This is a genomic window from Robiginitalea aurantiaca (assembly GCF_030380815.1).
Classification (GTDB): domain Bacteria; phylum Bacteroidota; class Bacteroidia; order Flavobacteriales; family Flavobacteriaceae; genus Robiginitalea; species Robiginitalea aurantiaca.
On sequence record NZ_JAUDUY010000002.1, the window covers coordinates 612,643 to 636,560 of the forward strand.

The window sequence follows — 23,918 nt, forward strand, 5'->3', positions numbered from 1 at the left end:
CAGGACCTTTTTCTATCGTTAAGAAATTGAAAAACTACTTCTTGATCTTAAAAGCTGCTTCTCCGGGGAAAAAGGCAACAGAACCCAGTTCCTCTTCAATCCTCAATAACTGGTTATACTTTGCGATCCGATCACTACGTGAAGCGGATCCCGTTTTAATCTGCCCGGTATTCAGGGCAACCGCAAGGTCGGCAATTGTATTGTCTTCCGTCTCCCCAGACCTGTGAGACATCACAGAGGTATATCCGGCATTTTTGGCCATGTTTACAGCAGCAATAGTCTCGGTAAGCGTACCAATCTGGTTAACCTTAATAAGGATTGAGTTGGCAATGCCCTCTGAGATCCCACGGCCCAATCGCTCAACATTGGTTACAAAAAGGTCATCTCCAACCAACTGAACGGTCTCACCGACCTTTTCGGTAAGCAGTTTCCATCCGGCCCAGTCGTTTTCATCCATGCCATCCTCAACCGAAATGATGGGGTACTTCGCACAAAGTTCTGCCAGGTACTCGGCCTGTTCTGCGGAACTGCGCACAGCTCCGGAGTCGCCTTCGAACTTCTTATAATTGTACTTGCCATCCTCGTAAAACTCGGCAGCGGCACAATCCAGAGCAATCATCACTTCATCGCCCATGGTATATCCTGCATTTTTAACCGCCTTGGCAATGGTATCCAGGGCATCCTCTGTACCGTCAAGTGAAGGGGCAAATCCGCCTTCATCCCCAACAGCAGTGCTCAGGCCACGGTCGTGTAATACTTTTTTAAGATGATGGAAGATTTCCGTTCCCATCTTTAACGCATGAGAAAAACTTTCAGCCTTAACAGGCATGATCATAAATTCCTGAAAAGCGATAGGGGCGTCTGAATGCGACCCTCCATTGATAATATTCATCATGGGTACCGGAAGCGTGTTCGCGCTGACCCCACCAACATAGCGGTAAAGGGACATTCCCATTTCATTGGCTGCGGCCTTTGCAACGGCCAGTGATACTCCAAGAATGGCATTGGCTCCCAATTTTGACTTATTGGTCGTACCGTCGAGATCGATCATCGCCTGATCTATCCTGTTCTGGTCGTACACCATCATTCCCCGCACTGCTTCGGCAATCACAGTATTGACATTTGAAACCGCCTTAAGCACTCCTTTTCCCATATAATCCGACCCTCCATCGCGAAGCTCAACGGCTTCGTGCTCCCCGGTTGAGGCCCCTGAAGGAACCGCCGCCCTTCCGAGCACTCCGTTTTCAGTGATTACATCTACCTCAACGGTAGGGTTACCCCTGGAATCAAATATCTGGCGGGCGTGAACATCTAGAATTATACTCATATCAAATAGGTTTGCTGATCTTAGATTAATTATTTAAAAAGTAACATTATCCTGGGTGGAGCCTTAAACGGCTGCATCCGCAGAGACCGATTCTTCAATCCACTCAAAAAACTGATCGAAAAGGTATTCGGCATCATGGGGGCCCGGACTTGCTTCAGGGTGATATTGTACAGAGAATACCTTTTTATCCTTCATCCGAATCCCGGCTACCGTCTGGTCATTCAGGTGAATATGGGTGATCTCTAAATCCTCATTGGCCTCGGTTTCCTCCCGGTTAATGGCGAACCCGTGGTTCTGCGATGTGATTTCGCCTTTTCCTGTCTGGAGGTTGATAACCGGATGGTTGATTCCCCTGTGACCATGATGCATTTTGTACGTGCTTACACCATTGGCAAGGGCAATGACCTGATGTCCAAGGCAAATACCGAACAGGGGTTTCCCGCTTTCTATGATTTCCCTGGCTGTGGCTACAGCTGCTTTCAGGGGCTGCGGATCCCCAGGTCCGTTGGAAATAAAGTATCCATCCGGATTCCAGGCCTTCATTGTTTCAAATGATGTATCGTGAGGGAAAACCTGGATAAGGGCTCCCCTTTTCGCCAGATTTCTCAAAATATTCTTCTTGATTCCAATATCCAGTGCTGCAATCCTAATTTTGGAATTCGGATCGCCATGGGTGTAGGGTGATTTAGTTGAGACCCTGGAAGCCAGTTCCAGTCCCTCCATTCCGGGAATTTCCTTCAATTCGGCTTTTAGGGTTTCCAATTCATTTACCCGGGTGGAAATAACCGCGTTCATAGCTCCATGATCCCGAATGTAGCTCACCAAAGCCCGCGTATCTACATCAGAAATCGCAAAAAGCCCGTTGGCATCCAGAAACTCCTTAAGACTCGAATCGGCATCCGGACGGCTATAGTGATAACTGAAATTCTTACAGATCAAACCTGATATTTTTACACCTTCAGACTCCACTTCGGTTTCCTTGGTTCCATAGTTCCCGATATGGGCATTTGTGGTGACCATAAGCTGTCCAAAGTATGATGGATCAGTAAAGATTTCCTGATACCCGGTCATGCCGGTGTTAAAACAAACTTCCCCAAAGGCTGTACCCTCATTATCTCCCACGGACTTCCCGTGGAACACGGTCCCGTCCGCCAATACAATAACTGCTTTCCTTCTGGCCTGGTACTTCATAATACTATCTTCCTTTTTTAGCTTCAGTAACAAAATAACATAAAAAAAAGGATAGCCGTTGAGGACTATCCTTTTCTTGTTTATAACTTTTAAAAACCCGTAGTCTAGGCATCTGAACCTTTCTTCGAATCAGAATCCTCCTCTGCTGTATCTGAATCCTCAGCCTTGGGAGTAACTTCCTCCGCTGCCTCTGGTGCAGCGGCTTCTGCTGCCTCTTCCTTGACCTCGGCTACTTCCTGTGTCACTTCTTCCTTGGCAGTCTCCACAGCCTCCGTCGCAGGCGCCTCAGCTTTTGCTTCGGGTGCGACGTCTGTCTTGGTTTCTGCAGAAGCAACAGGTGCTGCCTCGGATTTATCCGATTTAGAGCGTCGGCTTCTCCGTGTCGATTTCTTCTTGGGTTTGCCTGCGTTGTAAATCTCATTGAAATCCACAAGTTCGATCATCGCCATGTCCGCATTATCTCCAAGCCGGTTTCCGAGCTTAATGATACGCGTGTACCCTCCGGGCCGGTCTCCGACTTTCTCAGCAACTGCACCGAATAATTCGGTAACCGCATGCTTGTCGCGAAGACTTTTAAAGACGATCCTGCGATTATGGGTTCCCTCTTCTGCCGTCTTATTATTCTCAGCCTTGGATTTTGTAATCAATGGCTCCACAAATTGCTTTAGCGCTTTTGCTTTCGCCGTTGTGGTATTGATCCTTTTATGCTCAATCAACGAACACGCCATATTGGACAGCATAGCCCTTCTGTGTGCCGTTTTCCTTCCCAGGTGATTGGTTTTCTTTCCGTGTCTCATCGCTTAGTATCGTTTCGTGTGGTACTCAGGCAGTGTTGCCAGGCCTCACTTAATCTTTATCCAGTTTATACTTTGATAAATCCATTCCAAAATTCAGTCCCTTGTTGATTACCAATTCTTCGAGCTCGGTAAGCGACTTCTTTCCAAAATTCCGGAACTTCATCAGGTCATTCTTATTGAATGCCACTAAATCTCCCAGGCTATCCACCTCTGCAGCTTTCAGACAATTAAGGGCGCGAACCGAAAGGTCCATATCCACAAGTTTTGTCTTGAGCAATTGACGCATGTGAAGGGATTCCTCATCATAGGATTCCGTCTGTGCAATTTCATCGGCCTCCAGGGTAATCCGCTCGTCGGAAAAGAGCATGAAGTGATGAATGAGGACTTTTGCAGCTTCTGTAAGCGCTTGCTTCGGGTGAATGGAACCGTCAGATGAAATTTCGAAGACTAATTTTTCGTAGTCTGTCTTTTGTTCCACCCTGTAATTCTCGATACTGTATTTTACATTCCGTATCGGAGTGAAAATCGAATCCACAGCAATACTGCCCAGAGGCGCATTGGACTTTTTATTCTCTTCTGCGGGAACATACCCCCTGCCCTTCTCGATGATGATCTCCATATTCAGAGTCACCTTTGGGTCCATATTACAAATTACGAGGTCCGGGTTCAGCACCTGGAATCCTGAAATAAACTTCTGGAAATCCCCTGCCGTCAACTGATCTTTACCGCTGACAGAGATGGAAACCGTTTCCTCATTAACGTCGTCGATCTGACGTTTAAACCGGACTTGTTTCAGGTTCAGTATAATCTCGGTAACATCTTCAACAACACCTTCAATAACCGAGAATTCATGATCTACCTTATCGATGCGTACTGAGGTGATGGCGAACCCTTCCAGGGAAGCCAGCAATACCCTTCTCAACGCATTCCCAACCGTAAGTCCATAACCTGGCTCCAAGGGACGGAATTCGAATTTACCTTCGAAATCCGTGGAGTCAATCATGATAACTTTATCGGGCTTCTGAAAATTTAATAATGCCATAATCGGATTTGTGTTGTTTTATTTAGAGTATAACTCGACAATCAGTTGTTCCTTAATATTTTCAGGAATCTGCATTCTCTCAGGAACGGTAACAAATGTTCCTTCCCTTTTATCGGAGTTCCATGTAATCCATTCGTATACACTGCTATTGGCAGCGAGGGAATCCCCTATAACCTGAAGTGATTTGGACTTCTCGCGAACACCTATTACATCTCCGGGACTCATGGAATACGAAGGGATATTAACGACTTCTCCATTAACGGTAATGTGACGGTGACCTACTAATTGTCGGGCAGCACGGCGCGATGGCGCAATTCCCATCCTGAAAACTACATTGTCAAGACGAGATTCGCAAAGTTGCAGGAGTACCTCACCGGTAACGCCCTTGCTTCGGGTTGCCTTTTCGAATAAGTTTCGGAATTGACGCTCAAGGATTCCGTATGTATACTTGGCCTTTTGCTTCTCCTGAAGTTGAATTGCATATTCGGATTTCTTACCTCTCCTGCGCGCATTTCCATGCATTCCCGGAGGGTAATTCTTTTTCTCGAAGGACTTATCGTCCCCAAAGATAGCCTCGCCGAACTTCCGGGCTATTTTCGTTTTTGGTCCTGTGTATCTTGCCATTTTCTGATCTTTAGAGCGTGCGACTATGAATTAAGGCGAATCCTTCGATAACCGTATCTGCACCCCCAGTGAAAAATTAATATTCGTTGTTAGACTCTGCGGCGTTTTGGTGGCCTGCAACCGTTGTGCGGTAGTGGGGTAACGTCGACTATTTCAGTAACCTCGATTCCGGCATTGTGAATCGTACGAATCGCCGACTCTCTTCCGTTTCCGGGTCCTTTGACGTAAACCTTAACCTTACGCAGGCCTGCTTCGTGAGCTATTTTTGAACACTCCTCTGCTGCTACCTGAGCCGCATAGGGTGTATTCTTTTTAGATCCCCGAAACCCCATTTTCCCGGCTGAAGACCAGGAAATAACATCTCCCTTTTTATTGGTAAGGGAAATGATAATATTGTTAAACGAAGCAGTGATATGAGCCTCTCCCGTGGATTCCACGATAACTTTCCGCTTCTTTGTAGTCTTTGATTTTGTACCTGTCTTTGCCATAGTATTATGAATCTGAGAAATGCTGATCCGGGGGTCGTAATCGCTGGGATCCCGACTTCCTGGCAGCAGCCCTGCTACTTATTATTTAGTGGCCTTCTTTTTATTAGCAACTGTCTTGCGCTTTCCTTTACGCGTCCGAGAGTTATTCTTGGTCCGTTGTCCGCGCAAGGGAAGTCCAACCCTGTGGCGAATCCCACGGTAACAGCCGATATCCATCAAACGCTTGATGTTCAACTGAGTCTCAGAACGCAACTCCCCTTCAATGGTTAAAGAAGATACTGCCTCCCGGATCCTGCCGATTTCGTCATCTGACCAGTCAGAAACCTTAGTGTCCTCACTTACTTTGGCCATTTCCAGGATTTCCTGGGCTCTGCTCTTTCCGATACCGTAAATATAGGTAAGGGCTATGACCCCTCTTTTCTGTTTTGGTATATCAACACCTGCAATTCTTGCCATAATTACCCCTGTCTTTGTTTAAATCTAGGATTCTTTTTGTTGATCACGTACAGCCGTCCCTTGCGTCGTACGATCTTGCAATCTGCACTTCTTTTCTTTATGGAAGCTCTAACTTTCATCGTATCCGGTTTCTTAGTATCTATATGTAATTCTCGCCTTCGATAAATCGTAAGGACTCATTTCAAGTTTAACTTTGTCCCCGGGTAGCAACTTGATATAGTGCATACGCATCTTCCCGGAAATGTGGGCAGTAACAACATGTCCGTTTTCCAGCTCCACGCGGAACATGGCATTGGAAAGCGCTTCAATGATGGAACCATCCTGTTCTATCGGTGCTTGTTTAGCCATAGTTTATGCTACTTTTCTATTCTTACCTGTTTTCATCAGGCCATCGTAATGGCGGTTGAGCAGGTATGCATTAACTTGTTGTACGGTATCTATAGCCACCCCTACCATAATCAGTAGCGAAGTACCCCCGTAAAAGAGGGCCCAACTGGGCTGAATATTCATCAGTTTAACCACCACAGCCGGCAATACGGCCAACAAGGCGAGGAATATGGATCCCGGAAATGTAATGAGCGACATTACCTTATCCAGGAAATCCCCGGTCTCCTTTCCGGGACGGATGCCAGGAATAAAACCTCCGCTTCGCTTTAAATCATCAGCCATCTTATTCGTAGGCACAGTAATCGCCGTGTAGAAATAAGTGAAAATAATGATTAGCAACGCAAACAGGATGTTATAGGCCAGGCCAAAAATATCCTGAAACTGAACCTCCATCCACTGCCCAACAGCAGTCGTATTAAAGGACCTTCCAAGCAATCCCGGAGCAAACATAATCGCCTGTGCAAAGATGATCGGCATTACACCAGATGCATTGAGCTTAAGCGGGATATACTGACGTGATCCCATGACATTCTTTTCATAACCTCCTGAGGCAGTCCTGCGCGCATACTGCACGGGTACCCGGCGAACAGCCATGACCAGCAAAACACTTGCCAGAATAACCGCAAACCATAGGATAACCTCAACAAGGATAAGCATCGGGCCTCCATTACCATTGAGTCGGGACGCTGATTCCTGAACAAAGGCTTGGGGAAGGGTCGCAATAATCCCAATCATAATCAGGAGCGAAATACCGTTTCCGATACCCTTATCCGTAATTTTTTCACCCAGCCACATGGCAAAAACACAACCAGTGACAAGAATGATTACAGAGGGAACTATAAAATTCAGGCCTTTTCCGAGGAGGAAAGCACTATCCGGTACTCCCAGAGCTCCAAGGCTATAGAGGTAAGCAGGGGCCTGAACAATACAAATGGCGATGGTGAGCCAACGCGTAATCTGTGTTTTGGTTTTACGACCGCTTTCCCCTTCTTTATCCAGTTTCTGCAGATAAGGAATGGCAATTCCCATCAACTGCACAACAATGGAAGCCGAGATATACGGCATGATCCCAAGTGCAAATACAGAAGCGTTGGCAAAAGCCCCTCCGGTAAACGCATTGAGAATCCCCAAAATACCCTGTTCCGTATTTGAAGAAAGTTCGGCGAGCTGCCCCGTATCGATACCCGGAAGGACCACCTGGGCCCCAAAGCGGTATACCAACAACAAGCCAAGGGTCACGAGAATACGCGACCGAAGCTCTTCGATCTTCCAGATATTATTTACAATCTCAAAGAATTTCTTCATAAAGCTTTCGCTTAGGCACTAATAGCCTCTCCACCTGCAGCTTCAATAGCTGCTTTCGCAGTGGCAGTGAATTTATGTGCTGTAATTTTTAGAGGTGATTTCAACTCTCCCCTTCCCATTATCTTTACAAGGTCGTTTTTGTGCGCAAGACGCATCTCGATCATCTGATCGAGGTTGAGTTCCTTGGCAATGGCTCCATTATCGATAAGCCCCTGAAGTGTATCGAGGTTGATCCCGCGATATTCCTTCCGGTTGATATTTGTGAATCCAAATTTCGGAACCCTGCGCTGCAAAGGCATCTGACCTCCTTCGAAACCAATTTTCTTGGAATACCCGGAACGTGACTTCGCACCTTTATGGCCCCGAGTAGCTGTTCCTCCTTTACCGGATCCCTGCCCACGACCTACAGTTTTACCTGCCCGGTGTACGGCGCCTTTTGCTGGTTTTAAATTCCCTAAATCCATAGTGATTACCTTTTAAGCCTCCTGGGTAGAAACCAGATGTTTTACTTTATCGATCATTCCGAGGACGCTGGGTGTGCTTTCATGCTCGACCTCTTGTCCAATTCGCTTGAGTCCAAGGGCTTCCAGAGTCCGTTTCTGTCTCTGTGAGCGCTTGATACTGCTTTTTACCTGTTTTACGATAATTTTTGCCATTGTCCTGCTTCCTTATCCGTTGAATACTTTGTCCAGAGAAATACCGCGTTGTTTTGCTACAGTACTGGCATCCCTGAGTTGCAAAAGGGCGTCAAATGTCGCCTTTACAACATTGTGTGGGTTTGATGAACCCTGGGATTTGGAAAGTACATCCTGAACACCTACCGCTTCGAGAACGGCACGAACCGCTCCACCTGCAATAACTCCGGTACCATGTGATGCCGGCTTAACAAAAACCCTGGCTCCTCCAAATTTCCCTTTCTGTTCATGTGGAAGCGTTCCCTTGTCCAATGGAATACGCACCAAATTCTTTTTGGCATCCTCTACTGCCTTGGCGATAGCGGTGGCAACTTCTTTGGATTTACCAAGTCCGTGTCCAACCACACCATTTTCATCACCTACAACCACTATGGCAGAAAATCCGAAGGCACGGCCTCCCTTAGTTACCTTGGTAACACGTTGAACACCTACCAAACGATCCTTCAATTCCAGACCTCCTGGTTTAACTGTTTCCACATTTTTGTATTTCCCGTACATAATTCCTATTAAAATTTTAATCCGCCTTCTCTGGCTCCTTCTGCAAGTGATTTAACTCTTCCGTGGTACTGGTATCCGCCCCGGTCAAAAGCTACGGTTTCAATACCTGCATCAAGTGCCTTTTTAGCCAACGTCTTGCCTACTTGCGAAGCAAGCTCAGTCTTGGTTCCCTTGACATCACTTAAATCTTTGTCTCGCGAAGAGGCAGATGCCAAAGTTTTACCCGTAGTATCATCTATGATCTGTGCATAGATTTCCTTATTACTGCGGAATACGGAAAGACGAGGCCGCTCCTGGCTACCGAAGGAAACCTTGCGGATCCGCCTTCTGATTCTACTTCTATTTTCAGACTTAGTTAGTCCCATAACACCTTAATTATGCTGATTTACCTGCTTTTCTTCGAATCTGCTCTCCTTTGAATCTGATTCCTTTCCCTTTGTAGGGTTCAGGCTTCCTGAAAGAGCGAATTTTGGCCGCAATCTGACCGACCAGTTGTTTGTCGTAGGAAGTGAGCTTGATCGTTGGATTTTTACCCTTTTCAGAAGTCGTCTCCACCTTTACTTCAGGAGCCAATTCCATAACAATGTTATGGGACATTCCCAAAGCGAGGTCCAGTTTCTGACCCTGATTACTGGCGCGATATCCTACTCCAACAAGTTCGAGTTCTTTGGTCCACCCTTTGGTGACACCTTCCAACATATTGGCGATAAGCGACCGGTAAAGACCGTGCTTGGCTTTGTGAGCCTTTAGATCCGTATGCCGCTTAACGACCACTTGTCCATCTTCCACGACTACCTCTACTTCAGAAAACTCCTGCTGGAGCTCTCCCAACTTACCCTTTACAGTAATGAGGTTATCCGAAACCTCAACAGTGGCTCCTTCGGGAATGGCGATTGGATTTAATCCTATTCTAGACATTCTGTTGAATCTTAAATATTAATATACGTAGCAGAGAACCTCTCCACCTACATTATCTCTTTGAGCCTGCTTTCCTGTCATCACCCCGTGAGAGGTAGATACAATAGCAATACCCAGGCCATTGAGCACCCTGGGCAGCTCGCCGGATCCGGAATATTTCCGAAGCCCCGGTGTACTTACCCGCTGGATTTCCCGTATTACCGGCTCTTTGCTCATTTTATCGTACTTCAGGGCAATTTTAATGGTTCCCTGAGCTCCGACATCCTCGAATTTATAACTGAGGATATACCCTTGTTCAAAAAGAATTTTGGTTATCTCCTTTTTCAAATTAGAAGCAGGGATTTCAACTACCCGGTGGCCTGCGCTGTTCGCATTCCGGATTCGGGTCAAATAATCTGCGATTGGATCTGTAAACATCTCTTTACTGTATTTAAGGAAATTACCAGCTTGCTTTCTTTACCCCGGGAATCAATCCCTTGTTGGCCATTTCACGGAACATCACCCTGGATACTCCGAATGTGCGCATATATCCCTTAGGCCGTCCGGTAAGTTTACAGCGATTGTGCATCCGCACCGGAGAAGCATTCTTAGGTAATTTTTGCAGTGCCTCGTAATCGCCAGCCTCTTTAAGAGCCTTGCGTTTCTCAGCATATTTTGCAACCATTTTTGCCCTTTTACGCTCACGGGCCTTCATTGATTCTTTAGCCATTCTAATTCTTTTTAAAGGGTAATCCCAATTCGCTTAACAGTGATTTCGCTTCTGAGTCTGTATCCGCAGAGGTCACAAAAGTGATATCCATTCCATTGATGCGATTGATTTTGTCAATATTGATCTCCGGAAAAATGATTTGCTCCGTAACACCGAGGTTGTAATTTCCCCGACCGTCAAATCCAGTGGCTTTGATCCCCTGAAAATCACGAACCCTTGGAAGGGCAGAGGTTACCAGGCGATCCATGAATTCATACATGCGCTCGCCTCTGAGTGTCACCTTGGCTCCAATCGGCATACCCTTACGAAGTTTGAAAGCCGCTACATCCTTTTTAGAAAGTGTAGAAATCGCTTTCTGGCCTGTTATGAGGGTCAATTCGTCAACCGCGTGGTCGATCAGTTTCTTATCTGCCACAGCAGCCCCAACTCCTCTGCTCAAAACGATCTTTTTGAGCTTGGGAACCTGCATGATGTTCTTATAACCGAACTCCTCCATGAGCGACTGAATGACGCGCTCGTTATATTCTTTCTTTAATCTGGGTACGTAAGCCATAACTAAATAACTTCATTGGATTTTTTTGCCACCCTTACCTTCTTTCCGTCCCGAACTTCGTAACCTACTCGTGTAGGATCTCCCGATGTCGGATCGAGCAGTGCAAGGTTGGAAATATGTATCGGAGCTTCTTTCTCCACAATGCCCCCCTGAGGGTTCTGGGCACTTGGTTTTTCGTGCTTGGATACCGTGTTGACGCCTTCTACGATAGCTTTATTCTTATCGCGAAGGATTCTCAGCACTTTGCCTTCACTTCCTTTATGGTCGCCGGCAATCACCTGTACGGTATCTCCTGATTTTATACGAATTTTCATTTCAATTGTCTTTATAGTACCTCGGGGGCCAAGGAAACGATCTTCATAAATTGCTTGTCTCGCAGTTCGCGAGCTACCGGGCCAAAAACCCGGGTACCCCTCATTTCCCCGGTGGGGTTGAGAAGGACACATGCGTTGTCGTCAAAACGGATATACGATCCGTCTGGACGTCGAACTTCCTTACGTGTGCGCACTACTACTGCAGTAGATACAGCTCCTTTTTTAATCGAGCCATTCGGAGTTGCCTCCTTTACACTGACGACGATTTTATCACCGAGAGATGCATATCTTCTCTTAGTTCCTCCCAGGACACGGATGGTTAAAACCTCCTTAGCTCCTGTGTTATCTGCGACTTTAAGTCTGGATTCCTGCTGTACCATAATTATTTGGCTCTTTCAAGTATTTCTACCAATCTCCAACACTTGGTCTTGCTCATCGGGCGCGTCTCCATGATCTTCACCGTATCCCCGATCTTACAATCGTTAGTCTCGTCGTGAGCTACATATTTCTTGGTCCTCAAGACGAACTTCCCGTACATAGGGTGCTTTACGCGTTTGACCTCAGCTACCACGATAGATTTCTCCATCTTGTTGCTGGTCACAACGCCCACTCGTTCTTTTCTAATATTCCTGTTTTCCATAAAGCAGCACCAATTATTGGTTTTCCCTTTTATTTAATTCTGTCGCCAGTCTTGCAACCGTTCTTCTGGATTTTCTGAGTTGAAGCGGGTTTTCCAAAGGAGTGACCGAATGCGCCATTTTCATGTCCGCATACTGCTTCTTACTCTCGGCCAGTTTTTCTGTCAACTCCTCGTTGGACATTGCTATAATCTCTGCCTGTTTCATCATCCTGTAATTTTAGGAGGGATCGTAATCCCTGGCCACAATAAATTTTGTTTTCACCGGTAGCTTCTGGGCGGCAAGTCTCAGTGCTTCCTGAGCTATTTCCTTATCGACTCCACCTACTTCGAACATAACCCTTCCAGGTTTTACGACAGCCACGAAGTATTCTGGGCTACCCTTACCTTTTCCCATACGAACCTCAAGAGGCTTCTTGGTAATGGGCTTGTCCGGAAATATCTTGATCCATAGCTGACCCTGCCTTTTCATGTACCGGGTAGCTGCAATACGTGCAGCTTCGATCTGACGTGAGGTGATAAAGCACGAATCCAGCGACTTGATGCCAAACATTCCATTGGAAAGTTGGTGGCCCCGTTGCGAATTGCCCTTCATACGCCCCTTCTGGGCTTTACGAAACTTGGTTCTTTTTGGCTGTAACATCTTCTCTTAGCTTCTTAATTTACTTTCTGCGACGCTTCTTGGAATCCCTTTTTCCTGAGCCAGCAGTTCCCTTGCTCATTCCTACAAGAGGAGACAACTCGCGCTTACCATAAACCTCTCCTTTCATGATCCAGACCTTGATCCCAAGGCGACCATAAGTGGTATGAGCTTCGTGCAACGCATAGTCTATATCCGCTCTGAAAGTGGACAATGGAATCCGACCATCCTTATAAGACTCAGACCTGGCCATCTCTGCACCATTCAATCTTCCCGAAATCTGAACCTTAATTCCCTCTGCATTCATTCGCATGGCAGCCGCGATACCCATTTTAATGGCGCGTCGGTATGAAATCCTGCTTTCAACCTGCCGTGCGATACTCGCAGCGACCAGATTTGCATCGAGTTCAGGCCTTTTAATTTCAAATATGTTGATCTGAACTTCCTTATCCGTAATTTTCTTGAGCTCTTCTTTGAGCTTATCCACTTCCTGTCCTCCCTTTCCAATAATGATACCGGGGCGGGCAGTTGTAATGGTTACGGTAATCAGCTTTAAGGTTCGTTCAATGATGACACGTGAAACACTGGCCTTTGCCAAACGGGCGTGGATATACTTCCGGATCTTGTCGTCTTCCGCAAGCTTGTCTCCGTAATCATTCCCTCCGTACCAGTTGGACTCCCAGCCACGAATGATGCCGAGACGATTACCTATTGGATTCGTTTTCTGTCCCATATTCTATTTAACTTGACTTTCTGCGTTATTTCTAGCTCCTAAAACCAAGGTAACGTGGTTGGAACGTTTTCTAATCCGATGCGCCCTCCCTTGTGGAGCGGGACGCAGACGCTTGAGCATACGCCCACTGTCTACACGGATCTCCTTAACAAAAAGCTCCGCTGTTTCCACATCGCCATCTTCATTCTTTGCCTGCCAGTTTGCTATCGCAGACATCAACAACTTCTCAAGGCGTCTGGAAGCCTCCTTTGGATTGAATTTCAGGATCGCCAAAGCTTTCTCTATATCCTCTCCACGTACCAGGTCGGCTACCAAGCGCATTTTCCTGGGGGAAGTCGGGCAGTTGTTCAGCTTGGCGTAAACCAACTGGCTGCGCTCTTCCTTTAACCTTTCGGCCATCTGTTTTTTACGAACACCCATACCGCTTATCTTTTACCTTTATTTTTGGCTCCGGCATGTCCCCGGAACGTCCGGGTAGGTGAAAACTCACCCAACTTATGCCCTACCATATTTTCCGTTACATATACCGGTACAAACTGTCGCCCGTTGTGTACTGCAATGGTTTGCCCAACAAAATCTGGGGTAATCATCGAAGCTCTCGACCAGGTCTTGATTACAGATTTCTTTCCGGAATCCAGGTTCTGCTGAACCTTTTTCTCAAGACTTAGGTGAACGTAAGGTCCTTTTTTTAGGGAACGTGCCATGTATCTTTACTTTTATTTCTTTCTACGTTCTACAATATATCGGTTGCTGTCCTTGGTTTTGGAGCGCGTCCTGAAACCTTTGGCAGGTATACCATTGCGCGATCTCGGGTGTCCTCCCGAAGCGCGACCTTCCCCACCACCCATCGGGTGATCTACAGGGTTCATGGCTACCGGACGTGTACGAGGTCTTCTACCCAACCAACGACTGCGTCCTGCTTTCCCAGAAACGATCAACTGGTGATCGGAATTGGATACAGCACCTATAGCGGCCATACAATTGACCAGAATCATTCGGGTTTCCCCGGATGGCAATTTAATAGTAGCAAATTTGCCTTCCCTGGCCATCAACTGAGCAAAGGTACCAGCACTCCGCGCCATTACTGCTCCCTGACCCGGGCGCAGTTCAATGCATGAGATAATCGTTCCGAGCGGAATTTCAGAAAGCGGTAAAGCATTTCCAATTTCCGGCGCAGAACCAGGCCCTGAGTTGATCTTCTGACCCACCTCGAGCCCATTGGGTGCAACGATATAGCGCTTCTCCCCGTCCGTATACTCGACCAGTGCGATAAAGGCCGATCGGTTCGGATCGTATTGAATGGACTTCACCTCTGCGACTACGTCCTGCTTATCTCTTTTGAAATCGATGACACGATACCGGCGCTTATGACCACCACCTTTGTAGCGCATGGTCATTTTTCCCTGCTTATTTCGTCCGCCCGATTTTTTCAGCGGCGCCAGGAGGCTTTTTTCCGGCTTGTCCGTTGTGATTGCATCGAAGCCATTGACAACTTTGAATCGCTGGCCGGGTGTGATCGGTTTTAATTTTCTGACTGACATGCCGTTTCTTTAAAGGTTACTGTAAAAATCAATAACATCACCATCCTCAACAGCTACGATTGCTTTCTTGAAGGCTCCGGTCTTTCCTTGCTGTACTCCCGTTTTGGTGAATCGGGTCCGTCTACCGGCTCCGTAGTTCATCGTACGAACAGAAGTAACTGAAACTCCGTAAGCCGTCTCAACCGCCTCCTTGATCTGCAACTTATTTGCTGTACGATCCACGATGAAACCATAGCGGTTGTACAACTCACTATCGGAGGTCATTTTCTCGGTAATGATGGGTTTTATCAACACACTCATGATTTCCTATTTCTTAAGGTTGGACTCTATGGCTTCCAGTGCACCTTCCAAAAAGACTACGCTGTTTGCGTTTAATATTTTGTAAGTGCTTAATTCTGAATTAGTTATAACTTCAGAACCCGCCAAATTGCGCGACGACAAATATACGTTATTATTTATATCGCCCAACACAAAGAGGGACTTTTTGTTTTCAAGACCCAGCGCCTTCAGCACCTCAATGAAATCCTTGGTCCTGGGTTGCTCAAAAGTAAAGTCCTCCAACACTACAATCCCATTCTCTTTCGACTTAAGACTGAGGGCAGATCTCCGCGCCAATCTCTTGACATTCTTGTTGAGTTTCTGGGTGTAGTCTTTCGGCCTTGGGCCAAATATCCTACCTCCACCCTTGAAGATCGGGGATTTAATACTACCTGCTCGCGCAGTTCCTGTTCCCTTCTGTTTCTTAATCTTTCGGGTACTTCCAACAATTTCAGCGCGCTCTTTGGATTTGTGCGTTCCCTGCCGCTGATGGGCGAGGTATTGCTTCACATCCAGGTATATAGCGTGCTCGTTGGGCTCTATTTTGAAAACATCGTCAGAAAGCTCAGCTTTACGACCGGTGTCTTTTCCTTTGTAATCTTTAACAGCTACCTTCATTACTTCTCAATTGTTATGAATGCATTTTTATGACCCGGAATACATCCTTTAACGACGATCAGGTTTTTTTCGGGAACTACTTTGAGCACCCGTAGGTTTTGAACTGTCACGCGCTCCGAACCCATTTGTCCTGCCATCTTAATACCTTTGAAAACACGAGCCGGATAAGATGCCGCCCCGATTGAACCCGGTGCTCTCAGCCTGTTGTGCTGACCGTGAGTGGCCTGTCCAACACCTGCAAATCCATGGCGTTTTACCACACCCTGGAAACCTTTTCCTTTAGAAGTGCCCACCACATCGACAAACTCTCCTTCTTTAAAAAGATCCACACCAACGGTGTCTCCCAATTTGTAATCTCCTACAAAATCCCGGAACTCAACGACTTTTTTCTTGGGAGAAGCGCCTGCCTTTTTAAAATGGCCTGTTTCAGCCTTATTTGCACGCTTTTCTGCCTTGTCATCGAAACCGAGTTGCAGGGCACTGTACCCGTCTACCTCTTCGGTTCTGACTTGGGTAACTACGCATGGCCCTGCTTCGATGACGGTACAGGGAATGTTCTTCCCATTCTCGTCAAAGATGCTGGTCATGCCTACTTTTCTTCCAATTAACCCAGACATACTAATTACATTAATTATTAAAAATAGTTAAGGGACCTTTTCCGACGCTCCAGGATGCTTTTTATAACATCCTATCCCATCAGGGACTGGTCTCCCCTTTTCACTTCAAAACTTCAAAATTTTGTCTTCCAGACAAAAAAACAGGGTCAAAAATAATTCGACCCCGAATGTATTTTTGTTACCGTTTTTCCTTCGCCAATGGGCTCCGGACATGTATCAGGAGATTTCCAACCTCCTGGCTTAGATCATCAGACCTTAATCTCGACCTCTACCCCGCTCGGAAGCTCCAGCTTCATAAGCGCATCGATAGTTTTTGAGGACGAACTGTATATATCGAGCAAGCGTTTGTAAGAGCTAAGCTCAAACTGCTCCCGCGATTTTTTATTCACGTGGGGAGAACGCAGTACTGTAAATATTTTCTTATGCGTTGGAAGCGGAATCGGACCTGTGACCACCGCTCCTGTTGTCTTAACCGTCTTCACAATCTTCTCGGCAGATTTATCTACCAGATTATGGTCGTACGATTTGAGTTTTATTCTGATTTTCTGACTCATCCTAACGAAATTAAGCGGTTACACCTTTTGTGGCTTTAATTACTTCTTCTGCAATATTAGACGGGGTCTCAGCATAATGTGAGAACTCCATCGTAGATGTTGCCCGTCCGGAGGACAGGGTACGCAAGGAAGTTACATAGCCAAACATCTCTGAAAGAGGCACTTCTCCCCGTATCACTTTAGATCCGGCCCGGTCCGACATGTCATTGACCTGACCACGCCGACGGTTGAGATCCCCAACGATATCTCCCATGTTCTCTTCCGGAGTCAAAACCTCCAGCTTCATAATAGGCTCCAAAAGCACAGGGCGGCAATTTTTAGCAGCCTCTTTGTACCCGATACGTGCAGCCAATTCGAAAGAAAGTGAATCCGAATCCACAGGGTGGAAAGATCCATCATTCAATGTAACTTTAAGACTATCCATCTCAAAGCCGGCTAAAGGTCCGTTCTTCATGGCCTGTTTGAAACCTTTCTCAACAGAAGGGATGTATTCTTTTGGAATGTTCCCACCTTTGATCTTGTTCTCAAATACCAGCCCGGTGGTCTCTTCGTCATCGGCACTCAAAGGCCCCATGGTAAAGACGATATCTGCGAATTTTCCACGCCCACCTGTTTGCTTTTTGTAAGTTTCACGGTGGTCATTTGTGGCTGTTATCGCTTCCTTGTATTCTACCTGAGGTTGTCCTTGGTTTACTTCAACCTTGAACTCCCTTCTCAATCGGTCTACAATGATATCCAGGTGCAGCTCTCCCATACCGGAGATAATCGTCTGCCCGCTGGCCTCATCTGTTTTTACCTGGAAGGTAGGATCTTCTTCTGCCAGTTTAGCCAATGCCATTCCCAGCTTATCGACATCCGCCTTAGTTTTGGGCTCTACGGCTATACCGATAACAGGGTCTGGAAAAACCATACTCTCTAAAACGATCGGATTCTTTTCATCACAAAGGGTGTCCCCTGTTTTGATGTCCTTGAAACCTACAGCTGCTCCGATATCTCCGGCACTGATGGAATCAATCGCATTCTGCTTGTTTGAATGCATTTGATAAATCCTCGAAATTCGCTCCTTATTTCCAGAACGCGTGTTCAACACGTAGGAACCTGCATCCAGTTTCCCGGAGTAGCAGCGGAAAAATGCCAGCCTTCCAACAAAGGGGTCAGTGGCAATTTTAAATGCGAGCGCAGAAAACGGTTCTTTTATATCCGGTTTCCGAATTGCAGGTGCTTCAGTATCCGGATTCGTCCCTTCAATTGCCTCCTTGTCAAGAGGAGAAGGGAGATAGCGACAAACGCAATCCAGCAAGAATTGAACACCTTTATTTTTAAATGCCGATCCACAGACCATTGGAATGATACTCATATCCATAACGGCTGCCCTCAGAGCGGCGTGTACTTCATCTTCAGTAATAGAATCTTCGTCCTCGAAGAATTTTTCCATTAAATTCTCATCGTATTCCGCAACAGCCTCGATAAGTTCAGCCCGGTACTGACGCACCTCGGCCTTCATCTCTTCTGGTATCGGAATCTCCTCGAAAGTAGACCCCATATTCTCTTCACTCCAAACGATTGCCCGATTCTTAACCAAATCGACAATTCCTCTGAAATCCGCTTCGTCTCCAATAGGCAAAACGATCGGCACTGCATTGGATTTAAGCATGTCGCGAACCTGTTGGCATACCGCGAGGAAATTAGAGCCCTGACGGTCCATTTTGTTCACAAATCCCATTCTCGGGACTTTGTAATTATCTGCCAACCTCCAGTTTGTCTCGGATTGAGGCTCAACACCATCCACAGCGCTAAACAGAAAAACAAGGCCATCCAATACCCTCAGGGAACGATTCACCTCAACAGTGAAGTCAACGTGTCCGGGAGTATCTATGATATTAAAGTGGTAAGGCTTGGTCACCTCTGTAGGCTGACCATTGTCGAGTGGAAACTGCCATGTACAGGTGGTGGCCGCAGAGGTAATCGTGATTCCGCGTTCCTGCTCCTGCTCCATCCAGTCCATAGTAGCCGCGCCATCGTGTACCTCCCCGATTTTGTGACTTACTCCTGTGTAGTACAGGACTCGCTCTGTAGTGGTGGTTTTCCCGGCATCGATATGAGCCGCGATTCCAATATTTCTGGTGTATTTTAAATCTCTCGCCATTGCGACTAAAATCTGAAGTCAGAAAATGCTTTGTTCGCCTCTGCCATCTTGTGGGTATCCACACGCTTCTTAACTGCAGCACCCTCCTCTTTGGAAGCGGCAAGTATTTCAGCAGCAAGCTTTTGCGCCATAGATTTCTCATTTCGCTTTCTCGCGAAACTGATCAACCATTTCATGGCTGTGGAAATCTTCCGGTCCGGACGGATTTGCATCGGTATCTGAAATGTCGCACCCCCAACGCGCCGGCTGCGTACTTCCACGTGCGGCATTACGTTGGAAAGGGCATCTTTCCATAATTCGAGGGCTGATTTTTCTTCATCCGTGTTCTTCTCCCCGACAATATCCAGGGCGTCGTAGAATATCTTGAATGCTACGGATTTCTTACCGTCCCACATCATCATATTCACGAAACGCGTTACCAACTGGTCTCCATATCTTGGATCCGGTAACAGCGGACGTCTTTTTGCCTGTCTTTTTCTCATTGCTACTGCTTAACTAGTGAATCCTATTTCTTAGGGCGCTTTGCTCCGTATTTAGACCTGCGCTGCGTTCTTCCGGCTACCCCAGCGGTATCCAGTGCCCCGCGCACGATGTGGTATCTAACTCCCGGCAAATCCTTTACCCTTCCGCCTCTAACCAATACTATCGAGTGCTCCTGGAGATTATGTCCTTCACCGGGGATATAGGCATTCACCTCTTTCCCGTTGGTAAGGCGTACCCGAGCTACTTTCCGCATGGCGGAATTAGGCTTCTTGGGTGTTGTTGTATACACCCGGGTACATACGCCCCTGCGTTGAGGACACGAATCCAAAGCAGCCGATTTACTCTTCTTGGTAATTGTGGCTCTTCCTTTTCGTACTAATTGTGAAATTGTTGGCATAAACTCTAAAAATATATTCCAGCCCTGTTTAAGGGTCGGCAAATGTAGCAATTATTCCCTATAATTCAAACCCCTGTAAATTAATTTTATGGGAATTTCACCCACTGAAAAAAAAGAAGCCCTCTGACAGCATTTTATTTGATAATTCAGCGCTCTGCAAAATCCTTTCAGAAGCAACCGAACCACTCGGATGCAGAACCTCTAATTTTCAAAGCAAGATTTACATTTTCTGCCGAGAAGTTTGTATACCTTAATATATATACTCAAAATACGTGCTTGCTTAAAAAAATCTTCAATGATTTCCTGAAGTGCAATTATTCAGGCGGTATTTAAACTTTTCTTAAAAAAACTTTTGACAGAAGATACACCCGGAATAAACGGTCTTATGCACATAGCACAGAATCCTCATTACCGTTTTATTAACACATTCTGCTGCCTGCACATTAAGACCTATTCAATTGACCACCACCACACAAAGGACCCGGGAGGTTCCGCAAAATGGAAACTTCGCAATTATCCTTCCTTGAGATTATTGAATTGATAAATCAAAATACCTAGATAGAGATAACCTCAATTATCGCAGACTTGCTTAAAGTTTTATTAAAATAAGTTTGGATTATTAACATGAAATTAAGATTTTCGCAATTAGCTAATTCAAATAATTAAACAATGAGAACAAAATTGAATGGAATCTTGACGCTGTTGCTAGCGTTTATTGTGCAGGTTTCGTTTGCACAAGACAAAACGATTTCAGGTACGGTTACGGACCAGGATGGTCTCCCGTTACCTGGAGTTAACATTGTTGTAGAGGGCACCACACAGGGTACCCAATCCGACTTCGATGGGAACTACCAAATCTCGGCCAGTTCGGGACAGGTACTTCTCTTTTCCTACATCGGCCAAAAGGACGAGCGCAGGACAGTTGGTGCAGGTAGCGTAATCGATGTCCAAATGATGGAAGATGCGCAGGCACTCGAAGAGGTTGTGGTAACGGCCCAGGGTATTAAGCGGGAGAAGAAAGCTCTCGGATACGCTGTCGCTTCCGTTGGATCGGAGTCCCTCGAGCAACGAGCAGAAGGTGATGTTGCCCGGGTCCTTTCCGGTAAAGCATCTGGTGTTCAGGTTGTCGCCGCAGGTGGTATGTCTGGTTCTGCAACGAACATTACAGTTCGGGGTCTTAGTTCCTTTAGCGGAAGTAACCAGGCACTTTTCATCGTGGATGGGGTTCCATTTAGTAGTGACACCAACTCCACCGGGGATTTTATCGATGGTAACACGGGATCTTCCCGTTTCCTGGATTTAGATCCTAACAACATCGAGAATATCGAAGTTCTGAAAGGTCTTGCAGCTGCCACACTATATGGTACTCAGGGTAAAAACGGGGTTATCCTCGTAACTACCAAGGCTGGGTCTGGTTCAACAGGCGCTAAGAAGACTGAGATCACTATCTCGCAATCCTTCTTTACGAATGAAATGGCGTCCATTCCGGATTACCAGCAACAGTATGGTAACGGGTTCGACCAGTCCTTTGGATGGTTCTTCTCCAACTGGGGACCAAGTTTCGATCGCGACGGTGTTGCAGGATGGGGACAGCAATCAGCCATCGATGATCAGGGTACTTTAGAGCACCCTTACTCTACTACATCCGTTTCAAAGACAAGGGATGCATTCCCGGAATTACAGGGAGCGCGGTACGCATGGAAGCCTTACAACTCTGTGGATAATTTCTTCCGCCCAGGATCGGTTTCCAATACCAACGTAAACATCGCTGGTGGTACTCAGGACGGGAGCACAAATTTCAATGTGAACGTTGGATACCTGGATGATAAAGGATTTACTCCTGGAAACTCCCTGAATCGATTCAACATTTCGGTTGGTGGACGTTCTCAATTGAGCAACAAGTTCTCCGTTACAGCCACTGCAAATTACGCCCGTACGGATTACCGGACTCCTCCGATCGCCTCCTCTAGGGGTAATGGTACAGACGGTCTGTCCGTTTACGGTAACGTAATGTTTACGCCAATCTCAGTGGATTTGATGGGACTTCCTTTTGAAAACCCAATCGACGGTTCCAGTGTTTACTACCGTAATGGTAACGACATCATCAACCCACGGTGGACTGCTAAGAACGTTACGTACAAGCAGCTTACGAATCGTGTAAACTGGACGGCATCGCTTAACTACGATATCAACGATCATCTTTCCCTTACCTGGAGAAGTGGTCTTGACTTCTACAACGAGCGTAATGAAAACAGTTCCAATAAAGGTGGGGTTGAATTTACCTCGGCTATTTTCGGTTTCCTCGACACTTATGATAACAACAATACGATTTGGGATCATTTCTTTGCCTTGAACGGAAATTACGATCTCACCGAGAAGTTAGGAATGACTTTCACAGTCGGTGCGACATCCCGTCAGGATAACTTTGACAGGCAGGGAGCTGCAAGTACAGGTCAGATCGTATTTGGAGTTAAACGGCATTTCAACTTCGAAAACCAAACTCCAATACAGTTTTCACAAAAGAGGAATATTGTTGGTATCCTGGGTCAGGCGACCCTCGATTACGACAACTGGTTATTCCTTAACCTTTCGGCCAGGACAGACTGGGTTTCTAACCTTACCTCCGAAAACAATAGTAAGACATATCCTGGGGTAAGTGTTTCCTTCCTTCCTATCAATGCTTTTCAGGGAGACTGGAACAACAATATTGGTATGAACTACCTCAAGCTGCGGGCCAGCTACGGTACTTCAGCTACGTTCCCGACTGGATACCCAACGGTTAACGTTATCGAGCAGAACACGCTTCGGTTTACCGATCCGTTTAGCGGAGCATCCCTTACTACAAACCAGGTGGATAACTTCCGGGCAAACCCGGACCTGAAACCTGAATTACTGGAAGAGCTTGAATTTGGACTTGAAACCCGATTCTGGGATCAGCGGATCTCGTTTGAAGCAACATACTTCAGCCGGGTAACCAATGACCTTATCGTTACGGAGCCGCTTTCTCCTTCAACAGGATTTAGCTTCACACAGAATAACATTGGAGAAATCACGAACAAAGGATGGGAAGCCGATTTCGGAATCGACATCTTTAGAAGTGAAAACTTCACCTGGAATTCAAGAGTGAACTTCTTTACGAACGATGAAAAGGTAACTCAGCAAGATCAGGATTTCATCGCTTATGCGGGTAGTTTAGCCGAAGGAGGAGGACTCTTCCGGGGCTCTAACGCAGCGATTGAAGGTCAGTCTCTCGGTACCATTGTTGGTACTGCCATCGGACGTGATGCAGATGGAAACTTCCTCGTGAACGATGCGGGTAACTACGTTGTTGTTGAGCAGGACCTGGATGGTAATGTGCCAATCGTTGGAGATGCCGTTCCGGATTACACCATGAACTTCATCAACACGCTGAGGTACAAGAACTGGAGTTTGAATTTCCAGATCAACCATATCAAAGGTGGAGACGTTCTCTCCAGTACTGTTGCCGCGCTTCTTGGACGGGGACTTATTGTAGAAACTGCTGACCGTCTGAATACTTACGTTCTTCCTGGTGTCAATCAAACTACAGGAGAACCTAACAACAGACAGATCAACAACTCCACATACTTCTTCAGCAACTTGTTATTCGGACCCACAGAGACTCGTATCTACGATGCTTCTGTAATCCGTCTGCAGGAACTTTCTTTCGGTTATAGCTTCCCTAAGAAATTCTTAGACAAGACGCCATTTGGCCAGCTGACGATTACCGCTCAGGGCTTCAACCTTTGGTACGATGCCTACAATACACCAGCAGGAGCTAACTTCGATCCGAACGTAGCAGGTGTTGGTATTGGTAACGGACGAGGATTTGACTTCCTCAACGGTCCGAGTTCAAGAAGATATGGAATTAGTCTTAGAGCATCCTTCTAATAAAAATTGTTAATGATATAG

Annotated in this window: 34 protein-coding genes and 1 pseudogene; 1 reads left to right on the top strand and 34 read right to left on the bottom strand. The window is 46.4% G+C overall.

Annotation, left to right across the window (positions count from 1 at the left end):
- Nucleotides 1-34: 34 nt before the first annotated feature.
- The 34 genes and pseudogenes from eno to rpsL all read right to left on the bottom strand — a co-directional run bounded on the left by eno (nucleotide 35) and on the right by rpsL (nucleotide 19,988).
- A complete protein-coding gene (gene eno / locus QU605_RS06225) occupies nucleotides 35-1,327 on the bottom strand; it encodes a phosphopyruvate hydratase (protein ID WP_289724412.1) in 1,293 nt (430 codons plus the stop codon).
- Between the two features lie 63 nt (nucleotides 1,328-1,390).
- Entirely contained in the window at nucleotides 1,391-2,518 is a 1,128-nt protein-coding gene (gene carA / locus QU605_RS06230; protein ID WP_289724413.1) for a glutamine-hydrolyzing carbamoyl-phosphate synthase small subunit, read from the bottom strand.
- Between the two features lie 296 nt (nucleotides 2,519-2,814).
- Nucleotides 2,815-3,315 (bottom strand): annotated as a pseudogene (gene rplQ / locus QU605_RS06235) (50S ribosomal protein L17); the annotation flags it as partial.
- A gap of 49 nt (nucleotides 3,316-3,364) precedes the next feature.
- Nucleotides 3,365-4,357, bottom strand: coding sequence for a DNA-directed RNA polymerase subunit alpha (locus QU605_RS06240; RefSeq protein WP_289724414.1), 993 nt, complete (start codon nucleotides 4,355-4,357; stop codon nucleotides 3,365-3,367).
- 18 nt (nucleotides 4,358-4,375) lie between these two features.
- On the bottom strand, nucleotides 4,376-4,981 hold the full coding sequence (rpsD, locus tag QU605_RS06245) for a 30S ribosomal protein S4 (RefSeq protein ID WP_289724415.1): 606 nt from the start codon (nucleotides 4,979-4,981) through the stop codon (nucleotides 4,376-4,378).
- An 89-nt stretch (nucleotides 4,982-5,070) separates the two neighbouring features.
- Complete coding sequence (gene rpsK, locus QU605_RS06250) at nucleotides 5,071-5,469, bottom strand: 30S ribosomal protein S11 (RefSeq protein ID WP_289724416.1); 399 nt, start codon at nucleotides 5,467-5,469, stop codon at nucleotides 5,071-5,073.
- An 81-nt stretch (nucleotides 5,470-5,550) separates the two neighbouring features.
- Nucleotides 5,551-5,925 carry a 30S ribosomal protein S13 gene (gene rpsM / locus QU605_RS06255; protein WP_289724417.1) on the bottom strand — a complete coding sequence of 125 codons (375 nt, stop codon included), beginning with the start codon at nucleotides 5,923-5,925 and terminating at the stop codon, nucleotides 5,551-5,553.
- Between the two features lie 2 nt (nucleotides 5,926-5,927).
- The gene (gene ykgO / locus QU605_RS06260) at nucleotides 5,928-6,044 is read right to left on the bottom strand and encodes a type B 50S ribosomal protein L36 (protein WP_010519235.1); all 117 of its coding nucleotides are present in this window, start codon (nucleotides 6,042-6,044) and stop codon (nucleotides 5,928-5,930) included.
- Nucleotides 6,045-6,057: 13 nt separating this feature from the next.
- Complete coding sequence (gene infA / locus QU605_RS06265; protein ID WP_088341556.1) at nucleotides 6,058-6,273, bottom strand: translation initiation factor IF-1; 216 nt, start codon at nucleotides 6,271-6,273, stop codon at nucleotides 6,058-6,060.
- Nucleotides 6,274-6,276: 3 nt separating this feature from the next.
- Nucleotides 6,277-7,617 carry a preprotein translocase subunit SecY gene (secY, locus tag QU605_RS06270; protein WP_289724418.1) on the bottom strand — a complete coding sequence of 447 codons (1,341 nt, stop codon included), beginning with the start codon at nucleotides 7,615-7,617 and terminating at the stop codon, nucleotides 6,277-6,279.
- Between the two features lie 11 nt (nucleotides 7,618-7,628).
- On the bottom strand, nucleotides 7,629-8,081 hold the full coding sequence (gene rplO, locus QU605_RS06275) for a 50S ribosomal protein L15 (protein WP_289724419.1): 453 nt from the start codon (nucleotides 8,079-8,081) through the stop codon (nucleotides 7,629-7,631).
- 12 nt (nucleotides 8,082-8,093) lie between these two features.
- Nucleotides 8,094-8,273, bottom strand: coding sequence for a 50S ribosomal protein L30 (gene rpmD, locus QU605_RS06280; RefSeq protein WP_289724420.1), 180 nt, complete (start codon nucleotides 8,271-8,273; stop codon nucleotides 8,094-8,096).
- Nucleotides 8,274-8,285: 12 nt separating this feature from the next.
- Nucleotides 8,286-8,810: a 30S ribosomal protein S5 gene (rpsE, locus tag QU605_RS06285; RefSeq protein ID WP_289724421.1), complete on the bottom strand. Its 525-nt coding sequence runs from the start codon at nucleotides 8,808-8,810 to the stop codon at nucleotides 8,286-8,288.
- Between the two features lie 8 nt (nucleotides 8,811-8,818).
- Nucleotides 8,819-9,175 carry a 50S ribosomal protein L18 gene (gene rplR / locus QU605_RS06290; protein ID WP_289724422.1) on the bottom strand — a complete coding sequence of 119 codons (357 nt, stop codon included), beginning with the start codon at nucleotides 9,173-9,175 and terminating at the stop codon, nucleotides 8,819-8,821.
- A 10-nt stretch (nucleotides 9,176-9,185) separates the two neighbouring features.
- Nucleotides 9,186-9,728: a 50S ribosomal protein L6 gene (gene rplF / locus QU605_RS06295; RefSeq protein WP_289724423.1), complete on the bottom strand. Its 543-nt coding sequence runs from the start codon at nucleotides 9,726-9,728 to the stop codon at nucleotides 9,186-9,188.
- An 18-nt stretch (nucleotides 9,729-9,746) separates the two neighbouring features.
- The gene (gene rpsH / locus QU605_RS06300; RefSeq protein ID WP_289724424.1) at nucleotides 9,747-10,145 is read right to left on the bottom strand and encodes a 30S ribosomal protein S8; all 399 of its coding nucleotides are present in this window, start codon (nucleotides 10,143-10,145) and stop codon (nucleotides 9,747-9,749) included.
- 22 nt (nucleotides 10,146-10,167) lie between these two features.
- Complete coding sequence (rpsN, locus tag QU605_RS06305) at nucleotides 10,168-10,437, bottom strand: 30S ribosomal protein S14 (protein WP_289724425.1); 270 nt, start codon at nucleotides 10,435-10,437, stop codon at nucleotides 10,168-10,170.
- Nucleotide 10,438: 1 nt separating this feature from the next.
- Complete coding sequence (rplE, locus tag QU605_RS06310) at nucleotides 10,439-10,990, bottom strand: 50S ribosomal protein L5 (RefSeq protein WP_289724426.1); 552 nt, start codon at nucleotides 10,988-10,990, stop codon at nucleotides 10,439-10,441.
- Nucleotides 10,991-10,992: 2 nt separating this feature from the next.
- Nucleotides 10,993-11,304 (bottom strand): 50S ribosomal protein L24, encoded by a 312-nt coding sequence (gene rplX, locus QU605_RS06315; RefSeq protein WP_289724427.1) that lies wholly within the window; start codon nucleotides 11,302-11,304, stop codon nucleotides 10,993-10,995.
- Nucleotides 11,305-11,315: 11 nt separating this feature from the next.
- The gene (rplN, locus tag QU605_RS06320; protein WP_289724428.1) at nucleotides 11,316-11,684 is read right to left on the bottom strand and encodes a 50S ribosomal protein L14; all 369 of its coding nucleotides are present in this window, start codon (nucleotides 11,682-11,684) and stop codon (nucleotides 11,316-11,318) included.
- Between the two features lie 2 nt (nucleotides 11,685-11,686).
- Nucleotides 11,687-11,944, bottom strand: a complete 258-nt coding sequence (gene rpsQ / locus QU605_RS06325) for a 30S ribosomal protein S17 (protein ID WP_289724429.1) — start codon at nucleotides 11,942-11,944, stop codon at nucleotides 11,687-11,689.
- A gap of 13 nt (nucleotides 11,945-11,957) precedes the next feature.
- On the bottom strand, nucleotides 11,958-12,149 hold the full coding sequence (gene rpmC / locus QU605_RS06330) for a 50S ribosomal protein L29 (protein WP_289724460.1): 192 nt from the start codon (nucleotides 12,147-12,149) through the stop codon (nucleotides 11,958-11,960).
- 12 nt (nucleotides 12,150-12,161) lie between these two features.
- Nucleotides 12,162-12,584 carry a 50S ribosomal protein L16 gene (gene rplP, locus QU605_RS06335; RefSeq protein WP_289724430.1) on the bottom strand — a complete coding sequence of 141 codons (423 nt, stop codon included), beginning with the start codon at nucleotides 12,582-12,584 and terminating at the stop codon, nucleotides 12,162-12,164.
- A 19-nt stretch (nucleotides 12,585-12,603) separates the two neighbouring features.
- Entirely contained in the window at nucleotides 12,604-13,314 is a 711-nt protein-coding gene (rpsC, locus tag QU605_RS06340; protein ID WP_289724431.1) for a 30S ribosomal protein S3, read from the bottom strand.
- Between the two features lie 3 nt (nucleotides 13,315-13,317).
- Nucleotides 13,318-13,734 carry a 50S ribosomal protein L22 gene (gene rplV / locus QU605_RS06345; RefSeq protein ID WP_289724432.1) on the bottom strand — a complete coding sequence of 139 codons (417 nt, stop codon included), beginning with the start codon at nucleotides 13,732-13,734 and terminating at the stop codon, nucleotides 13,318-13,320.
- A 5-nt stretch (nucleotides 13,735-13,739) separates the two neighbouring features.
- Nucleotides 13,740-14,018 carry a 30S ribosomal protein S19 gene (rpsS, locus tag QU605_RS06350; protein ID WP_289724433.1) on the bottom strand — a complete coding sequence of 93 codons (279 nt, stop codon included), beginning with the start codon at nucleotides 14,016-14,018 and terminating at the stop codon, nucleotides 13,740-13,742.
- Between the two features lie 12 nt (nucleotides 14,019-14,030).
- On the bottom strand, nucleotides 14,031-14,855 hold the full coding sequence (gene rplB / locus QU605_RS06355; RefSeq protein ID WP_289724434.1) for a 50S ribosomal protein L2: 825 nt from the start codon (nucleotides 14,853-14,855) through the stop codon (nucleotides 14,031-14,033).
- Nucleotides 14,856-14,864: 9 nt separating this feature from the next.
- Nucleotides 14,865-15,155, bottom strand: a complete 291-nt coding sequence (rplW, locus tag QU605_RS06360) for a 50S ribosomal protein L23 (protein WP_289724435.1) — start codon at nucleotides 15,153-15,155, stop codon at nucleotides 14,865-14,867.
- A 6-nt stretch (nucleotides 15,156-15,161) separates the two neighbouring features.
- On the bottom strand, nucleotides 15,162-15,791 hold the full coding sequence (rplD, locus tag QU605_RS06365; protein WP_289724436.1) for a 50S ribosomal protein L4: 630 nt from the start codon (nucleotides 15,789-15,791) through the stop codon (nucleotides 15,162-15,164).
- Nucleotides 15,791-16,408: a 50S ribosomal protein L3 gene (gene rplC, locus QU605_RS06370; RefSeq protein WP_289724437.1), complete on the bottom strand. Its 618-nt coding sequence runs from the start codon at nucleotides 16,406-16,408 to the stop codon at nucleotides 15,791-15,793. The genes rplD and rplC overlap by 1 nt, the downstream gene beginning before the upstream one ends.
- Before the next feature lie 248 nt (nucleotides 16,409-16,656).
- Nucleotides 16,657-16,962: a 30S ribosomal protein S10 gene (gene rpsJ, locus QU605_RS06375; protein WP_013073266.1), complete on the bottom strand. Its 306-nt coding sequence runs from the start codon at nucleotides 16,960-16,962 to the stop codon at nucleotides 16,657-16,659.
- Between the two features lie 10 nt (nucleotides 16,963-16,972).
- Nucleotides 16,973-19,108, bottom strand: a complete 2,136-nt coding sequence (fusA, locus tag QU605_RS06380) for an elongation factor G (protein ID WP_289724438.1) — start codon at nucleotides 19,106-19,108, stop codon at nucleotides 16,973-16,975.
- Nucleotides 19,109-19,113: 5 nt separating this feature from the next.
- Entirely contained in the window at nucleotides 19,114-19,590 is a 477-nt protein-coding gene (gene rpsG / locus QU605_RS06385) for a 30S ribosomal protein S7 (RefSeq protein ID WP_289724439.1), read from the bottom strand.
- A gap of 23 nt (nucleotides 19,591-19,613) precedes the next feature.
- A complete protein-coding gene (rpsL, locus tag QU605_RS06390; protein WP_013305196.1) occupies nucleotides 19,614-19,988 on the bottom strand; it encodes a 30S ribosomal protein S12 in 375 nt (124 codons plus the stop codon).
- 669 nt (nucleotides 19,989-20,657) lie between these two features.
- On the opposite strand from rpsL, the gene QU605_RS06395 reads away from it, so the two are divergent.
- The gene (locus QU605_RS06395) at nucleotides 20,658-23,897 is read left to right on the top strand and encodes a SusC/RagA family TonB-linked outer membrane protein (protein ID WP_289724440.1); all 3,240 of its coding nucleotides are present in this window, start codon (nucleotides 20,658-20,660) and stop codon (nucleotides 23,895-23,897) included.
- Nucleotides 23,898-23,918 lie beyond the last annotated feature (21 nt).

Excerpts from the sequence above, each read along its gene's own strand:
- rpsC (WP_289724431.1), bottom strand. The coding sequence starts at position 13,314 with ATGGGACAGAAAACGAATCCAATAGGTAATCGTCTCGGCATCATTCGT.
- rpmC (WP_289724460.1), bottom strand. The coding sequence starts at position 12,149 with ATGAAACAGGCAGAGATTATAGCAATGTCCAACGAGGAGTTGACAGAA.
- rpsJ (WP_013073266.1), bottom strand. The coding sequence starts at position 16,962 with ATGAGTCAGAAAATCAGAATAAAACTCAAATCGTACGACCATAATCTG.
- rpsN (WP_289724425.1), bottom strand. The coding sequence starts at position 10,437 with ATGGCTAAAGAATCAATGAAGGCCCGTGAGCGTAAAAGGGCAAAAATG.
- rpsS (WP_289724433.1), bottom strand. The coding sequence starts at position 14,018 with ATGGCACGTTCCCTAAAAAAAGGACCTTACGTTCACCTAAGTCTTGAG.
- infA (WP_088341556.1), bottom strand. The coding sequence starts at position 6,273 with ATGGCTAAACAAGCACCGATAGAACAGGATGGTTCCATCATTGAAGCG.
- secY (WP_289724418.1), bottom strand. The coding sequence starts at position 7,617 with ATGAAGAAATTCTTTGAGATTGTAAATAATATCTGGAAGATCGAAGAG.
- rpsK (WP_289724416.1), bottom strand. The coding sequence starts at position 5,469 with ATGGCAAAGACAGGTACAAAATCAAAGACTACAAAGAAGCGGAAAGTT.
- rpmD (WP_289724420.1), bottom strand. The coding sequence starts at position 8,273 with ATGGCAAAAATTATCGTAAAACAGGTAAAAAGCAGTATCAAGCGCTCA.
- rpsE (WP_289724421.1), bottom strand. The coding sequence starts at position 8,810 with ATGTACGGGAAATACAAAAATGTGGAAACAGTTAAACCAGGAGGTCTG.
- rplP (WP_289724430.1), bottom strand. The coding sequence starts at position 12,584 with ATGTTACAGCCAAAAAGAACCAAGTTTCGTAAAGCCCAGAAGGGGCGT.
- rplN (WP_289724428.1), bottom strand. The coding sequence starts at position 11,684 with ATGGTACAGCAGGAATCCAGACTTAAAGTCGCAGATAACACAGGAGCT.
- rplC (WP_289724437.1), bottom strand. The coding sequence starts at position 16,408 with ATGTCTGGGTTAATTGGAAGAAAAGTAGGCATGACCAGCATCTTTGAC.
- rplO (WP_289724419.1), bottom strand. The coding sequence starts at position 8,081 with ATGGATTTAGGGAATTTAAAACCAGCAAAAGGCGCCGTACACCGGGCA.
- carA (WP_289724413.1), bottom strand. The coding sequence starts at position 2,518 with ATGAAGTACCAGGCCAGAAGGAAAGCAGTTATTGTATTGGCGGACGGG.
- rplE (WP_289724426.1), bottom strand. The coding sequence starts at position 10,990 with ATGGCTTACGTACCCAGATTAAAGAAAGAATATAACGAGCGCGTCATT.
- rpsG (WP_289724439.1), bottom strand. The coding sequence starts at position 19,590 with ATGAGAAAAAGACAGGCAAAAAGACGTCCGCTGTTACCGGATCCAAGA.
- rpsH (WP_289724424.1), bottom strand. The coding sequence starts at position 10,145 with ATGTTTACAGATCCAATCGCAGATTATTTGACCCGAATCCGGAATGCG.
- QU605_RS06395 (WP_289724440.1), top strand. The coding sequence starts at position 20,658 with ATGAGAACAAAATTGAATGGAATCTTGACGCTGTTGCTAGCGTTTATT.
- rpsD (WP_289724415.1), bottom strand. The coding sequence starts at position 4,981 with ATGGCAAGATACACAGGACCAAAAACGAAAATAGCCCGGAAGTTCGGC.
- QU605_RS06240 (WP_289724414.1), bottom strand. The coding sequence starts at position 4,357 with ATGGCATTATTAAATTTTCAGAAGCCCGATAAAGTTATCATGATTGAC.
- rpsQ (WP_289724429.1), bottom strand. The coding sequence starts at position 11,944 with ATGGAAAACAGGAATATTAGAAAAGAACGAGTGGGCGTTGTGACCAGC.
- ykgO (WP_010519235.1), bottom strand. The coding sequence starts at position 6,044 with ATGAAAGTTAGAGCTTCCATAAAGAAAAGAAGTGCAGATTGCAAGATC.
- rplX (WP_289724427.1), bottom strand. The coding sequence starts at position 11,304 with ATGAAAATTCGTATAAAATCAGGAGATACCGTACAGGTGATTGCCGGC.
- rpsL (WP_013305196.1), bottom strand. The coding sequence starts at position 19,988 with ATGCCAACAATTTCACAATTAGTACGAAAAGGAAGAGCCACAATTACC.
- rplF (WP_289724423.1), bottom strand. The coding sequence starts at position 9,728 with ATGTCTAGAATAGGATTAAATCCAATCGCCATTCCCGAAGGAGCCACT.
- rplD (WP_289724436.1), bottom strand. The coding sequence starts at position 15,791 with ATGAAGGTAGCTGTTAAAGATTACAAAGGAAAAGACACCGGTCGTAAA.
- rplR (WP_289724422.1), bottom strand. The coding sequence starts at position 9,175 with ATGGGACTAACTAAGTCTGAAAATAGAAGTAGAATCAGAAGGCGGATC.
- rplV (WP_289724432.1), bottom strand. The coding sequence starts at position 13,734 with ATGGGTGTTCGTAAAAAACAGATGGCCGAAAGGTTAAAGGAAGAGCGC.
- fusA (WP_289724438.1), bottom strand. The coding sequence starts at position 19,108 with ATGGCGAGAGATTTAAAATACACCAGAAATATTGGAATCGCGGCTCAT.
- rplB (WP_289724434.1), bottom strand. The coding sequence starts at position 14,855 with ATGTCAGTCAGAAAATTAAAACCGATCACACCCGGCCAGCGATTCAAA.
- rpsM (WP_289724417.1), bottom strand. The coding sequence starts at position 5,925 with ATGGCAAGAATTGCAGGTGTTGATATACCAAAACAGAAAAGAGGGGTC.
- eno (WP_289724412.1), bottom strand. The coding sequence starts at position 1,327 with ATGAGTATAATTCTAGATGTTCACGCCCGCCAGATATTTGATTCCAGG.
- rplW (WP_289724435.1), bottom strand. The coding sequence starts at position 15,155 with ATGAGTGTGTTGATAAAACCCATCATTACCGAGAAAATGACCTCCGAT.